Annotated in this window: 12 protein-coding genes and 1 riboswitch; of the genes, 10 read left to right on the top strand and 2 right to left on the bottom strand. The window is 38.8% G+C overall.

Annotated features, from left to right (window positions below):
* The first annotated feature begins 278 nt into the window (after positions 1-278).
* Positions 279-1,118, top strand: a complete 840-nt coding sequence (locus ACSR9O_RS26190) for a tyrosine-type recombinase/integrase (protein ID WP_491725342.1) — start codon at positions 279-281, stop codon at positions 1,116-1,118.
* 195 nt (positions 1,119-1,313) lie between these two features.
* Here the strand turns inward: ACSR9O_RS26190 and ACSR9O_RS26185 are convergent, their stop codons facing one another.
* A complete protein-coding gene (locus tag ACSR9O_RS26185; protein WP_491725341.1) occupies positions 1,314-4,445 on the bottom strand; it encodes an efflux RND transporter permease subunit in 3,132 nt (1,043 codons plus the stop codon).
* 189 nt (positions 4,446-4,634) lie between these two features.
* On the opposite strand from ACSR9O_RS26185, the gene ACSR9O_RS26180 reads away from it, so the two are divergent.
* The 5 genes from ACSR9O_RS26180 (at position 4,635) to ACSR9O_RS26160 (ending at position 10,386) form a co-directional block, all read left to right on the top strand.
* Positions 4,635-5,513 (top strand): TetR/AcrR family transcriptional regulator, encoded by an 879-nt coding sequence (locus tag ACSR9O_RS26180; RefSeq protein WP_260358044.1) that lies wholly within the window; start codon positions 4,635-4,637, stop codon positions 5,511-5,513.
* 131 nt (positions 5,514-5,644) lie between these two features.
* Complete coding sequence (locus ACSR9O_RS26175; RefSeq protein WP_157831175.1) at positions 5,645-6,538, top strand: diacylglycerol/lipid kinase family protein; 894 nt, start codon at positions 5,645-5,647, stop codon at positions 6,536-6,538.
* 130 nt (positions 6,539-6,668) lie between these two features.
* On the top strand, positions 6,669-7,331 hold the full coding sequence (locus ACSR9O_RS26170) for a hypothetical protein (protein WP_491725340.1): 663 nt from the start codon (positions 6,669-6,671) through the stop codon (positions 7,329-7,331).
* Between the two features lie 14 nt (positions 7,332-7,345).
* Positions 7,346-8,605 carry an efflux RND transporter periplasmic adaptor subunit gene (locus ACSR9O_RS26165; RefSeq protein WP_491725339.1) on the top strand — a complete coding sequence of 420 codons (1,260 nt, stop codon included), beginning with the start codon at positions 7,346-7,348 and terminating at the stop codon, positions 8,603-8,605.
* A gap of 201 nt (positions 8,606-8,806) precedes the next feature.
* A riboswitch (cyclic di-AMP (ydaO/yuaA leader) is annotated at positions 8,807-8,954 on the top strand.
* Between the two features lie 172 nt (positions 8,955-9,126).
* The gene (locus tag ACSR9O_RS26160; RefSeq protein ID WP_094246605.1) at positions 9,127-10,386 is read left to right on the top strand and encodes a cation:dicarboxylate symporter family transporter; all 1,260 of its coding nucleotides are present in this window, start codon (positions 9,127-9,129) and stop codon (positions 10,384-10,386) included.
* Between the two features lie 59 nt (positions 10,387-10,445).
* Here ACSR9O_RS26160 and ACSR9O_RS26155 read toward each other — a convergent pair whose 3' ends face one another.
* Positions 10,446-11,189 carry a class I SAM-dependent methyltransferase gene (locus ACSR9O_RS26155; protein WP_491725338.1) on the bottom strand — a complete coding sequence of 248 codons (744 nt, stop codon included), beginning with the start codon at positions 11,187-11,189 and terminating at the stop codon, positions 10,446-10,448.
* Positions 11,190-11,403: 214 nt separating this feature from the next.
* Here ACSR9O_RS26155 and ACSR9O_RS26150 point away from each other — a divergent pair, with 214 nt between their 5' ends.
* The 4 genes from ACSR9O_RS26150 to ACSR9O_RS26135 all read left to right on the top strand — a co-directional run bounded on the left by ACSR9O_RS26150 (position 11,404) and on the right by ACSR9O_RS26135 (position 13,789).
* On the top strand, positions 11,404-12,186 hold the full coding sequence (locus ACSR9O_RS26150) for a hypothetical protein (protein WP_491725337.1): 783 nt from the start codon (positions 11,404-11,406) through the stop codon (positions 12,184-12,186).
* Positions 12,187-12,314: 128 nt separating this feature from the next.
* Positions 12,315-12,446, top strand: coding sequence for a hypothetical protein (locus ACSR9O_RS26145; protein WP_491725336.1), 132 nt, complete (start codon positions 12,315-12,317; stop codon positions 12,444-12,446).
* A complete protein-coding gene (locus ACSR9O_RS26140) occupies positions 12,425-12,583 on the top strand; it encodes a hypothetical protein (protein WP_491725335.1) in 159 nt (52 codons plus the stop codon). Before ACSR9O_RS26145 ends, ACSR9O_RS26140 begins: the two co-directional genes overlap by 22 nt.
* A gap of 123 nt (positions 12,584-12,706) precedes the next feature.
* Positions 12,707-13,789, top strand: coding sequence for a D-alanine--D-alanine ligase (locus tag ACSR9O_RS26135; protein ID WP_260358039.1), 1,083 nt, complete (start codon positions 12,707-12,709; stop codon positions 13,787-13,789).
* Positions 13,790-13,859: the final 70 nt, after the last annotated feature.

Genomic DNA, 13,859 nt, shown 5'->3' with positions numbered 1-13,859 from the left:
CATTTAAAAAAGACCCGCCATCCGGCTGGTCTTTTTTTGCCGTTGTCAATCCTTCAGTATCTTATATTTTAAAACTGTTAAAAAGCAGAGAAGTAAAAGGACCATAAACAATGTTATATGCAGTATACATGGTAGGGCATACTATGGATGCATACTAATTTTTACTTCTATCTGCATTATCCATATCTGATTAAGACAAAGGGACAGAATTCTTCGTTTCTACAGGGATATATGTTAAACTTAACGTAGTTCTGAAACTGTCATTGGGGGAATAGCCGATGGATACCTCTGCTAAAGATGAAATGATTTTTTCGTTTGCTGAATGGTTGAGAGACCAAGGCAAATCAGCTAATACGATCAAAACGTATACTGGTGTCCTTTCACAGTTTTGTGACCAGACACAAAAGATATTGATGGAGATTCATTCTGAAGATATTCAGGGTTATCTTGATTATTTAGAAAATTGCAAGAAAAGCCCAGGGACTATCGAAAAACACTATATCGCCTTAAATGTTTTCTTTAAATTTTTAGGTAAACCGCAAGTGATGCTTTCTGTGGAACGTAAGGTTAAGGAGCACAAGCTTGAGGTACCTGAAACTTTAAGCATAAATGAGCAGCAGATCCTGTTAAGAGATATAGAAGCAGAAGGAAACCTAAGAAACATTGCCATCGTCTACCTTTTGTTACATACAGGAATCCGCGTCTCCGAATTATGTGACTTGAATGGCCGCGACGTCATCATGGAAACAGAACGAAATTATATACTTGTCAGGAACGCAAAAGGTGAGGTCGATAGATCCGTTCCCCTTACAATATCGGCTATACAGCATATACAGAATTATCTTCTTTCTTTAAAAGAAAAAGCAGATCCGTTATTCATTTCAAGCTATAATCAAAGGATCACTCCGAGGTCAGTTCAATATATATTAAAAAAATACAATGTGCATCCACATAAACTGCGACATACCTTTTGCCAAAGGTTAGTGGATAATGGAATAGATATACAAACGATTTCCAAGCTTGCCGGTCATAAAGATTTAAATGTAACGAAGCGTTATCTAAAAGAAAAATCGCTGGACCTGGCAAATGCGATAGACCAAACTTTCACCAAACATTAATCCATAGAAATTAAAAGGGAAAGCGAGCTCTTTCCCTTTTTTTGTTTATATATTTAAAACAAACAAATTTCCTTGGAAATGAAATGACGAATAGGACGTGGGGGCCTGTGAAGTTGTATTTATAAGAGCATATTGTGCATTGTTTGAACAAGAAAGAGGGGATTCCTAATAAGGAATCCCCTCTTTCTTAATTCTTTACTTAACTGTTTTTTTCTTCTTTTTACCTATTTTCATTATGACTTCATATACTACCGGTACTATTACAAGTGTTAGCAATGTAGAACTCACAAGTCCGCCAATAACGGTAATCCCCAAACCTTGTGATATTAATCCACTGCCTTCTGCACCGATTGCCAGAGGTATTAAAGCGCCGATTGTGGCAAGGGCAGTCATCAGGATTGGACGTAGACGGGTAGAACCTGCCTCGAGTAAAGCTTCCCTGATAGATAGCCCGGATTCTTCATTCTTGATAACACGGTCCACTAATACGATGGCATTGGTTACAACGATACCAATAAGCATTAGTACACCCATCATTGCTGAAACGCTGATGGTCTCACCTGCAACGAATAGCCCTGCCAATGCCCCGATTACCGTAAATGGTAAGGAGAAGAGAATGGCTATTGGTGCTAAACCACCATGGAAAGTAACGACAAGGACAAAGTATACGATAGCAACGGCCGCTAACATAGCGATACCAAGTTGAGTGAATGATTCCTGGATATCTTCCGTCACTCCGCCATAGTCTATAGTGACGCTTGCGGGAAGGTCTAATTTATCAACTTCCTTTTGTACATCTGCTGTTACTGCTGCCACATCATCCGTTTTGATTGTTGCAGACACGTCGGCATAAATTTTTCCATCGCGGCGGCTGATTGTATCGGAAGCTTTGCCTTCTTCGATTTTCACAAGCTCTTTCAATGGGATTTCCATTCCCATTGGAGAAGAAATTTTAGTATTCTCAAGATCTTTTTTGTCTTCGAATGTCGTTTCTTTTGTCTCGACATATACTTTGACTTCTTCTCCATCTTTCTTAATGGTAGTTAAAGCATCATCCTTATTCGTATTGGCAATGGACATGCCAATTTGTGCAGCTGTCAGTCCAAGGTCACTTAGCTTTTCTTGGTCTGCAACTAGAGTGTATTGCTCATAAGCATCGGAAAGACTTGTATCAACATCTTTTAAATCTTTATTTTTCTTCATGATATTTTGAATATCATCAATTACCGGTTCAATATCATTTTGTGTATTTCCGTAAACAAATAGAGTGGTTTCGTTGCTTGATGTTGACGTGAAATCTTGTTGTTTCCATGTTCCAGGTGAATCAAGTTCAGTTAATTCTTTTATGACGGTTTCTTTTTTGTCCCCGAAATTTTCAGTGTCTTCATCATAGAGTACATAGAAGAGAGCCGAGTTACTCGAGCCGCCCATCATGCCGCCGCCCATCATGCTTTCACCAAGTGTGTATTGAACGGTCTTCACATCGTCTTTATCCATGAAGTATTTTTCTACTTTTTCTGTTTGCTTTTCAATATCTTCTTTTAACTCTCCAGGTGCGGGAGTGTAAGTGACGATAATCGTTTTTTCTTCATCTGCAGGCATGAAGCTGACACCGATGCTTGGGATCAGGAATAAGCTGCCGACCAATAATACAATGGCTGTACCGAAAGTGATTATCTTATGGTTTAACGACCAATCCAGTGCTTTTCGGTAGAATGCTGATAGTTTGCTTGGTTTTTCTTCATGTGATTTTAATTCTTTATTAGATAGTCCCTTTTTAAATAAAGAGTCTGCCATTGCCGGAACAAGAGTGATGGCGATTATTAATGAAGCGACCAATGCGAACACCATTGTTAAGGCGAATGGCATGAATAGTTCCCCGACAGGTCCTGTAACGCTGGCTAAAGGCAGGTATACGGCTACAGTAACGATTGTCGATGAAAGGATAGGGATGAACATTTCCTTAGTGGCTGATCGTATTAATTCGCCGCCTTTTAATTGTTCGCCTTTTAAAGCCATTCTTCTATAAATATTTTCAATGACGACAATGGAATCATCGACTACTCGGCCAATGGCAACCGTCATGGCCCCAAGTGTCATGACATTCAATGAAATATCCATTTGTTTGAGCACCAAAAGCGCTGCTAACAGGGATAATGGAATCGAAATGACGGAAATGAGAGTCGTTTTAAAGTTCCTAAGGAACAGCATGATAACAATGACGGCAAACAGACAGCCGAAGAGTGCCTTACTGATCATGGTTTCAACAGAATCTTTAATCGGTTTAGCTTGATCGAGCGTAGTGTGTACACTTACGCCTTTAAACTCTTCTTTGAAATTAGAGGCTTCTTCGTTTACTTCGTCTACGATTGCAACTGTATCGGCATCAGGTGATCTTGTAACCTGGATTCCAATCGATTCGCTACCGTTTGTTCTTGAAATCGATTCGGCCTTACCGGTGATTTTAACATCGGCAATGTCTGATAATTTGACATTTTGCATTTGGGCAGGACCTGTTGCCATGTCAGGAGTTGATTGATTGGTTTCCGGTCCGGTTTGTGCCGGCGTTCCTGTTTGAGAGCCGCCGGTTAAAGGTATCTTTATATTTTTGAGGTCTTTTAATGTGGAGATGTTTCCATCCACAACGATCGTTTTTTCTTTATCATCAAAGTTATATATGCCAAGCGGCATGTTTACGTTTGCGGCCTGGATAACCTTCTTTACGGTATCTTCATCGAGCCCGTATTGAGCCATCTTTTCCTCGTCGAATACAAGGCTGCCTTCATTTACTTGTTGTCCGGAAATTGATACGGATGTCACGCCGTCAATCCCTTCAAGTTTAGGCACCAACACCTCTTCGACGTTTTTTGTAAGAGCTGGTAAATCAGAACCCTTATCTGTTACACTGAGTGCGACGACAGGAAAAGCGTTTAATTCTAATTTAGAGACGCTTGGGGCATCCACTCCCTCAGGCAGTTCTAATTTCTCTAAAGCTTCTTTCACTTCTTTTACAGCGTCGTCCATATCCGTATCATAATCATATTGTAACTGGACGGAAGAGGCATTAGCCATGGACGAAGAACTGACTAATTCGACTCCTGGCAAATTTGTTACTTTCTGCTCAATCTGGTCCGTAAGTTTATCTGCTACTTCTTCAGGTGCAGCTCCAGGATATACAGTGGAGATGCTTATTAAAGGAGTCGAGATGCTTGGAATGGTTTCTTGTTTCATGTTTAAACCTGAGTATAAACCAGCTGCAACGATGATGATCGTAAGCAACCAGATTGCCAATTTATTCTTTAATGAAAACTTAATTATTGAATTCAAGCTTGTACCCTCCATACTTAAAATTGTGACTATTCGGTCATAGACTCAAATATATAGTATATGGATTATGATTGCAACAGATAATATTCGCTAGTGTTAACGTTGTGATTTCAAGGGTTTTGGGATACAATTTGGGAGATGTGACCCATCGGTCACCAAAGGATAAATTTAAGAGATAGGATGAATTTGATGAAAGAAAAAAATAAGATGATCATAGATAAGTCTGTAGAGCTTTTCGCGGAGAAAGGCTATCATGCCACTTCCGTTCAGGAAATTGCTGAAAAGTGTGGGATAGCAAAGGGATCTTTTTATAATCATTTTAAATCGAAGGAAGAATTACTGGTCTCCATTTTTAAATTTTATTATGAAGCGTTGACGGACTCATTGCTTGATCTTGAACTGGATGCTTCATTGTCCAGTAAAGACAAGTTCATGAGGCAAATCACAGTTCACATTGAGCATATGACGGGAAATACCAATTTGATTCAAATGATGATGCAGGAACAAATGGTTCATATCAGCAAAGAACTAGATAAATTTTTACATTATATCCATGAAGAGGGCTTGATTTGGTTCAAGCGTAAAATCATTGAGTTATACCCGGGACTTTCAGCAGATCTTTTGCCGGATTGCACCATAATTTTGGACTCCCTTTTCAAAGGATATATCGGAATATTGATCAGGAAACAAAATGCTTTTGATGTGGAATTATTACCTAGCTTCATATTGAACCGGATGGATTCAATTATCGCAAGCCTGCAGAACATGGAAGATCCATTGTTGAAACAATTTCCCCTACCGGGATGCTCGATGCGGGATATGAGCCCAAAAGAAGAAATCCATTCGATCATCGTCAGGATGCTGGAAGTGGAAACACGTAAAGAAGAGGGAATGGATACACGTAAAAATATGGAAGCTTTAAAGGCAATCCAGGAAGAATTTTCAAAAGCTAGTCCAAGCCCGATCATCTTGGAAAGTCTTTTGTTATTTTTGGAAAAAAATGAAAAAAGGAGTCCCTTGTCTTCAAAGCTTATCTTGATGATGAAGGATTATTTGACAAGTATATGAAAGCTTTACCGAAAGGGGCGTATAGCCTCTTTTTTTCATTTGATCTTAATGAGTTTCAAAAGCGGGGGTTTAGGAAAAGGTAAAATTGATGGGAAGAAGACCATTCTTTCAATAATATGGGGGCAAAAATCATGCGATGGAAAAAGGGAATGCTGATTTATAATGAAAATGCCGGTAATGATAAACTCGAAAGGAATCTTGAGGGGTGTCTTCCGATAATAGCTCCACATATTGATGAGTTTCTCATTCTGCAAACGAAGGAAAAGGGCGATGCATGCCGTTTTTGCTTGGAATATGGTGAAGACATGGATGTAGTTTTCGTATTAGGAGGAGATGGAACGGTACATGAGTGTGTAAATGGCCTTTCGCCGCTTCCGAGGCGGCCCCTGTTTGGGGTTTTACCTGGAGGGACTTGCAATGACTTCTCCAGAACATTAAAGATTCCTCAAAATGTTCGTCAAGCTGCGGAAGCATTAGTGAATGGCAAAGTTCGTTCAATTGATATTGGGCAGGCCAACAACGATTATTTTTCTAATTTTTGGGGAGTAGGGCTTATTTCAGATGCATCAAGCAATATTGATGAGCAGGAAAAAAGCAGGTTTGGTAAGATAGGATATTTATTAAGTGCTATAAGGACAATTGGCGAGAATGCTCCCTTTTCCTATAAACTAAAATATGATGGGAATGTTATCGAAGGGGAAGCGGTTATGATTTTGGTTTTAAATGGTTGTTTTATCGGCACCAATTTATTGCCCTTTCCCATGATTAGTCCAGATGATGGACTCTTCGGCGTTGCCATCTTGGAAAATGCAAGCCTTGGTACATTTTTAGAAATAATAGCGATGAAGCGTTCATGGACACAAAATATGATCTCTGACTCTGGGGTGACTTATTTAAATGCCGATACCCTGACCATTGAAACCAAGAGGCCGCTTGATGTGGATATGGATGGAGAGAACTATAGACGAACTCCTGCACGCATTAAAGTCCTTGCCCGACATTTATCAGTATTAACTCCAAATTAGTATGGTGGGTTTAAATATGAATGGGAATGATTATGTGTTTTTTTTGTATATTCATTCCTTATTTCTGCAATTGTTTCCAAAATAAGATAAAATATATGAAGATATATCAATTTTTGCAGGAGGACCACATATGGTGTACCAGGTCAGATTGTTAAAGGGCATTTTAGAGCCTCATCGGAGTCGTTATCAGCTTCAAAATGCAGAGGCAGTCACAAAGCTTGGATTGAAATTACTATTTTTATATTTTCTTAGTCTTATAGTATTCGCCATTGGGGGATATTTTGGCATTGGTTCAGAATCATTCTCCAAAGAAATCACGAAAATGAGTGCCGATGAATTCGAAGCAGCAAAGCTGCTGATTATGAGCGGCAACATAATAACAGGCATAATCAACCCTTCCATATACATATTTTTATCAGCTCTATTCTTTTGGATCGTTACTGATATCCCATATATAAAATTAGTCATCGTTCAAATGATTCTTTTTGTTTTGCAATTAGTGGAAAAAACATTACTGATTCCTCTATTCGTATTAATGGATATAGGCAGCGATGCCAATCCATTTTCATTGGGGATCATCAGTCAGTATTTTCTCAGAAATGATTATTTCATTCACTTTTTCAGCGGAATCACCATTTTTCAATTTCTTATTATTGCTCTGCAATATTTTTATTTAAAGGAGTTTTCAGAACGAAATAGTTATTTGGTCCTTTTAATGATTGTTCTATTCTATCTGGCCACATGGTTTGTTAAAGCCTTTTTAGCATACATCCAAGTAGGCGTATTTGTATAAGGCGGGTGAAATGAATGAGCGGGAAATGGAAAATTGCAGCGGTCTCCATTGCGTCGATAGTCTTAATAACCGTTAACTTATACCTTATTGAAAAAAAAGAAAGCAAAGTGGAACGAACTGTTTTCGTTGAAAACTGGACTAAGGTAAAAAAAGATACAATTACGGATACTATTCAAACAAATGGGGTAATTAAACCTGTAGAAGAGTATGATATCTATTTTGACACCAAGAAAAATGATTTTAAGAAATTCCTTGTTAAAGAAGGCGATGAGATTACGGCTGGCTCCTCGTTGTTTGAGTATACGACGACCGAACTTGATGCTCTTAAAGCGAGCTTGGAAGCGGAGAAAACGGCATCTGAGGGAGAAATTGCAGGTATTGAGGAATACATAGGGAAGTTGAGGTCCTACCAAGGGACCATGACCAGTAATCCTGAAAAAGCAGCCATTGATGAATCGGTGGAAAAAAACTTGAAAATTGATATAACAACAAGTTCCTCAGATCTTATTAAAAGTAACATTGAGCAAGAAATGTACAAGCAGGAACTGGAAAAAAACAGCTTGAATGAAAAAGTGAAAATGCTTGAAGCTAAAATAACTTCAATTGAGGAGCAGTCCAGTGCGATCGTGTCAACGAGTGAGGCTGATGGTGTAGTTAAAAATATCAATAAAAACCTGAATAATCCCATTATATCCATCGTTTCAACAAATATGGCAATTGAAGGGGATTTCTCTGAAGAGGAAATGAAAAAGGCTGAAGTGGGCATGACTATAAAAGCAAGTTCCTCTGATTCAAAAAAGGCATTGAAAGGGACGATAGGTCGCATCCATTCCTATCCCGCTGAAGAGCCGTCATTAAAAAAGGATAACAGATTTCCATTTCAGGCACTAATCGAACCGGAAGGTGAAGAAACGGAAGCTTTGTTGGTGGGATCCAAAGTGAATCTTACTGTAATAACCAATGAGAAAGCCGGTGTACCCTCCATTCCTATAGAATCCATAAAAAACCATAAACAGCCTTATATTTACAAATTGACTAAAAATGGCTATGTGGATAAACATTACATTACAAAAGGGCTTAAGGCTGAAGGGAAGCAAGAAATCATAAACGGACCGTCGGTAGGTGACGTCATTCTAATGGAGCCGGATGTGTCGAAGAACCATTCTTATTTCATTACCCCAATCCAATTTGGAAAAGTGAAGGCAGCAACTTATAAAAAATTCACCTCTAGGGAAAAAGTAAGATATCTGTTACTTGGCGTATTGGAAAAATAACCGCTTCTTTCATCAAGAGAGGTGATGTCAAATTAGTGATTAATTATATATCAATATAACTTATATTATTAAAAATCGGGAAGAGTAATTATAGATACAATAGTCTCTAATGCAGAATATTCAGACATATTTAAAGATTTTTTCTAGAACTAATGCGAATAAATATTTACAGATTATCATTTTTAGTATAATATTTTATTATAAGTTAACTCGCTTAATCTTATTCCAAGAACGGGGGACCCATTTTTGTGGATTTTATCCGCTAGGGGTGAATTCAGAAATGAAAGGGCATTTGTGTTTCCAATTCCTAACCCGACAGCTAACCTCGTCAGCGTCTTTAAGGGAACATGTGTGAATATTCACGCCAATAAGAAATCGACACATGAAGTGTCTTTTTTTTCGGCGTAAAGACAGAGTTTTTCAAAAAAAGAAAAATTACTTTCTTTTATTAGTATCTTGTTTCCCTTACCGAGACAAAAATGTTTTTGCATCAAAGACTTTATGGAAGGTGAGGAAAGTAAATGAAGAAATTCAAATTAAGTTTAGCTAGCCAAATTTTCATTGGTTTAATTTTAGGGATTATCGTTGGTGCCATTTTTTATGGTAGTGAGACGGCCCAAAACTTTTTACAGCCATTCGGAGACATTTTCCTACGAATGATTAAAATGATTGTAGTACCAATCATTGTGTCAAGTCTTATCGTTGCAGTTGCAGGTGTAGGCGATTTAAAATCAGTAGGTAAACTTGGAGCTAAATCAATATCATACTTTGTTGTAGTAACTATGATAGCGATTGCTGTTGGTTTAATTTCAGCGAATATCATCCAGCCTGGTGTTGGTGTAAATATGGACAAGCTAGAACAAACTGATATTTCTACCTATGTTGATACAGCAGAAACTAAGCAGCATGAATCGTTCGTAGATACAATCGTTCACATTGTGCCATCCAATCCAGTTAAAGCCATGGTAGAAGGCGATATGCTAGCGATCATTTTCTTCTCCGTGTTGTTTGGACTTAGTATTGCGGCCATCGGTGAAAAGGGTAAACCAGTATTCCGTTTCTTCCAAGGTGTAGCTGAAGGAATGTTCTACCTAACTAACATGGTCATGAAATTCGCTCCTATCGGTGTATTTGCACTAATCGGTGTGACGATCTCCAAATTCGGTTTGGAATCTTTAATTCCGTTAGGAAAGTTAGCGCTTTCTGTTTACGGAACAATGATTTTCTTTGTAATAGTCATTCTTGGTCTTATTGCGAAATTTGTCGGATTCAATATCTTTACGTTGATTAAACTTCTAAAAGAAGAATTGATTCTTGCTTTCTCTACTGCAAGTTCAGAAGCGGTTCTTCCTAAGATCATGGAAAAAATGGAAAAAGCGGGATGTCCGAAACATATTGCTACATTTGTTATTCCGACTGGATATTCTTTTAACCTTGATGGTTCTACATTATACCAAGCGTTAGCAGCTATCTTCATCGCTCAAATGTACGGAATCGATTTAAGCATGTATGAGCAAATTACGCTAATGCTAGTGTTAATGATCACATCCAAAGGGATTGCGGGTGTACCAGGTGTATCTTTCGTAGTTCTTTTAGCGACATTGGGAACTGTCGGTATTCCTATTGAAGGTCTAGCATTCATTGCCGGTATTGACCGTATTCTTGATATGGGACGTACAGTAGTAAACGTTATCGGTAATTCACTTGCGGCAATCGTTATCTCTAAATGGGAAGGTCAATTCAACCCGCCTTCCAAAAAAGAATTAGAACAAGTTTCTTAATACAAAAAATCCAGAGTGAAATGTCACTCTGGATTTTTTTTGAATTAAAATGCGCTTCCTTACTTTTGGACGATCCAGAAGCGGCAATCGGAAGAGAAAGCGATGACATCATCATTTTCATGGAATAATTCACTTCGATAAAAGCTTTCGATAACTTTGAACCGTGCTTCTTCCAGGCATTCAAGTACTTCAAGTTTAGTTGGGATATGTAGGTAAGTATCTTCTTGAAGCGTCTTTCCGGATGTGAAAATATCCCCGAATTCATAAAGCCTCTCATCTTGTTTACCAACACACCAAATCATTTCCTCTTGCTCCCAGAAGTTCAGGTAATTTTCGTTTTTATCACGGTCATGTGTTGTGAAAATGAAGAGCCCTTTAGGTTTTAAAATACGGTTGATTTCTTTTAAAGCCAATGTGCGGTTTTTTCGCTGGGCAATTTGCATTAAACCATTAAAAGCGAAGATTGCTTTATCGAATGATGAGTCGTTGAAAGGGAGGTCGGTTGCATCGCCAAGGATAAAGGGTATGTCCAGGGTATATTCATGGGCTATTTTTTCGGCTTCATAAAGCATGGCAGGAGTCAGGTCGATTCCCGTTAGATTTTGAAATCCTTTTTTATATAGTGCGAAGGTGGTCCTTCCTGTACCGCAACCGATATCAAGGATTGCATCTTCCTGATTTAAATATTTTTCGAATGCATATTTCTCTGATTGCCACAGACCTATTTTTTTAGTTGCATCAGCATAGACGGAAACGGCTCCATTAAAAGAATTAATGATAAAACCTTTTTCAATTTTATCCATGATTTAATCCTCCAATCCTTCATTCTTACTATAATATGGATACTTTGAGCTAGTTGAGTGTGTCCCTTAACATTTGGGTTAATATGGAGTACATGTTTCGCATTATTCACATGGTGCTGATGATGATTAATATTGGGGGTTATATAACTTACGTGAAAACCCAAAAGTTTGGTAAAATAATATTATTGATTAAGAGCTCGGAGGGGGTCAGGTTATGAAGAATGATAGCAATGATATCTTATATATGTATATGCAGGCTTCTGAACGGTTTGTCCTTTTTAATGGACTCAATTTTCGTGAATTCGTCTATTCGCTGCCATATACGTTGGATTCCATCTTATTATTGAAACATGAATTCAATGGCGGGGAATACAATTTGAATGTCCTGCTAGAGAGTGCTTCATCTGAAGATATTGCGAAGCTCGTTAAAGAAAATGTCCGGGCATATGGAGATTTCTGTTGGATCGATTTTGAAGAAAGAGAAGGGTTGGATGAATTGGATGGAAGGGAAATAGCGGAACTATTATATTTAGGGCATGCAAAAACTCATCTGGATCCTCCATTTTTCCGTAAATTGAATAATCAATTTGTGTACCTTGCCCAGGATGATGGCTGGTTCAATAAAATTTATTTTCGTTCTCTTTCGACATATTATATGATGTTAGGAAGCCTGATTCCGCTAAAGCTGGAGCTTTTAAAAGTAGAGAGGACTTGGCTTGGAATCAGAAAGAAAAGAGAGCTGACGGCGATTCCGGCAGAAATCATTTCTTCCTTGGCTCATATCCTGTCAGAGGGGCTCGTTTTTTCCTTTCGGCATGTTAAGTATACAAGAACAAAGATTGAGATACCGGCATGGGTCGTAGGGGATTATTTAAACATGGATGAAATGCATGATGACTTTTCAGATAGAGATATTAGGGAGCCAGATGCCTTTATTACCTTCAATCGAAAAGAAAGGGTATGGGAAAGCGTTATTAAAAATACATCATTCTCCTGATTATCCCAACTTCCGAGGTTCGTGTCTTGGATTATTTGACACCCTTGGAACTTTTTAGGTGTAAGACTTACCATCTCATGCATAAAAGATAAGAGAGGGCGGCGCGCAGGGTGTGGCGGTTTTAACCTGTGTTCCGCCTAATAGTAATCATTGGAAAAGCGCCAATGATGGAAGTTTCGCTTTACCCCGCATTAACAGGCTGTAAGGTAAGCGGCGGCAATTGTAATGAAAAAGAAATGTGGTGGGTCAACAGCCTGTAAATGCCCGATTGGCTCAACTAACCATCATTGGAAAAGCGCCAATGATGGAAGTTTCGCTTTACCCCGCATTAACAGGCTGTAAGGGAAGCGGCGGCAATTGTAATGAAAAAGAAATGTGTTGGGCCAACAGCCTGTAAATGCCCGATTGGCTCAACTAACCATCATTGGAAAAGCGCCAATGATGGAAGTTTCGCTTTAACCATTTTAGTGTAAAGTGATACAATGAACATGGTTAAAAGAATATTGGAGGGTAATAACTCATGAAAACTAAACTTGGTTTGCTTTATGGTGGAAAATCTGCGGAGCATGAGGTTTCTATGCAGACGGCTTTAGCGGTCATTAAAGCTCTCGATTTAGCAAAGTTTGATATATATCCGATTTACATAACAAAAGAGGGTTCATGGATTAATGGACCGAAGTTAACAGGACCTGCCGAGAGTGTGGAGGCTTTGACATTTACATCGGATAAATCTAGCTCGCCTCTTGCCTTGCAGGCACATTCAACTGATGAAAATAGTGAATCAACAGGGTATGACGTGATTTTCCCATTGCTTCACGGACCGAATGGAGAAGATGGGACCGTGCAAGGGATGCTGGAACTATTGAACCTTCCTTATGTAGGGAATGGCGTTTTGGCTTCATCAGCAGGAATGGATAAGGTCATCATGAAAAACATTTTTGCCCAGGCGGGACTTCCTCAAGTCAAATATACTTGGTTCATTCGTTCTGAATGGGAGAAGAATACTGAAAGTGCCATTAAAAAGGTAGCGGATGAATTGGGTTACCCTTGTTTTGTCAAACCTGCCAATTTAGGCTCCAGTGTCGGTATCAGCAAATGTAATGATGCTGATGAACTGGAAAGAGCGGTAGCGGAAGCTTTTCAATTCGATCGGAAGATCATCATTGAAGAAGGGGTCGTTGCTCGTGAGCTCGAGTTTGGTATTCTTGGTAATGATGATCCATCTTGTTCGGTGGCAGGCGAAATCATCCCTAAGAAAGATTTTTCCTTCTATGATTATTCAGCAAAATATGTTGACGGTAATTCAGCGATGGTCATTCCGGCGGAGATAACCGAAAGCGAGTATGCTGCTTTATCTGAAATGGCCATTACTGCCTTTAAGTCATTGGATTGCTCTGGTCTGGTTCGCGCAGATTTCTTCTTGACGCATGAAGGGCAAATTTATATTAATGAAGTGAATACAATGCCTGGGTTTACTCCTTTCAGCATGTTCCCGTTATTGTGGAAGCACACAGGTGTCGACTATCCAGCGTTAATTGAAACACTCGTGAAACTTGCCTTGGAACGTCATCAGGAAAAACAACAAATCAAATATACAGTTTGATCATGCAGGTAAAGTATCAGTAAACTTCACAATCCTTCAAGCATTGATTTGATGGATTCCAATCAGCAGG

The organism is Peribacillus sp. B65, assembly GCF_058513295.1.
The sequence above is the reverse complement of the archived record's forward strand: the minus strand, read 5'-3'. Positions and strand labels throughout refer to the sequence as shown.

Bases quoted from the DNA above. Each gene is read 5' to 3' on its own strand.
- ACSR9O_RS26190 (WP_491725342.1), top strand. From the start codon at position 279: ATGGATACCTCTGCTAAAGATGAAATGATTTTTTCGTTTGCTGAATGG.
- ACSR9O_RS26180 (WP_260358044.1), top strand. From the start codon at position 4,635: ATGAAAGAAAAAAATAAGATGATCATAGATAAGTCTGTAGAGCTTTTC.
- ACSR9O_RS26175 (WP_157831175.1), top strand. From the start codon at position 5,645: ATGCGATGGAAAAAGGGAATGCTGATTTATAATGAAAATGCCGGTAAT.
- ACSR9O_RS26170 (WP_491725340.1), top strand. From the start codon at position 6,669: ATGGTGTACCAGGTCAGATTGTTAAAGGGCATTTTAGAGCCTCATCGG.
- ACSR9O_RS26165 (WP_491725339.1), top strand. From the start codon at position 7,346: ATGAGCGGGAAATGGAAAATTGCAGCGGTCTCCATTGCGTCGATAGTC.
- ACSR9O_RS26160 (WP_094246605.1), top strand. From the start codon at position 9,127: ATGAAGAAATTCAAATTAAGTTTAGCTAGCCAAATTTTCATTGGTTTA.
- ACSR9O_RS26155 (WP_491725338.1), bottom strand. From the start codon at position 11,189: ATGGATAAAATTGAAAAAGGTTTTATCATTAATTCTTTTAATGGAGCC.
- ACSR9O_RS26150 (WP_491725337.1), top strand. From the start codon at position 11,404: ATGAAGAATGATAGCAATGATATCTTATATATGTATATGCAGGCTTCT.
- ACSR9O_RS26135 (WP_260358039.1), top strand. From the start codon at position 12,707: ATGAAAACTAAACTTGGTTTGCTTTATGGTGGAAAATCTGCGGAGCAT.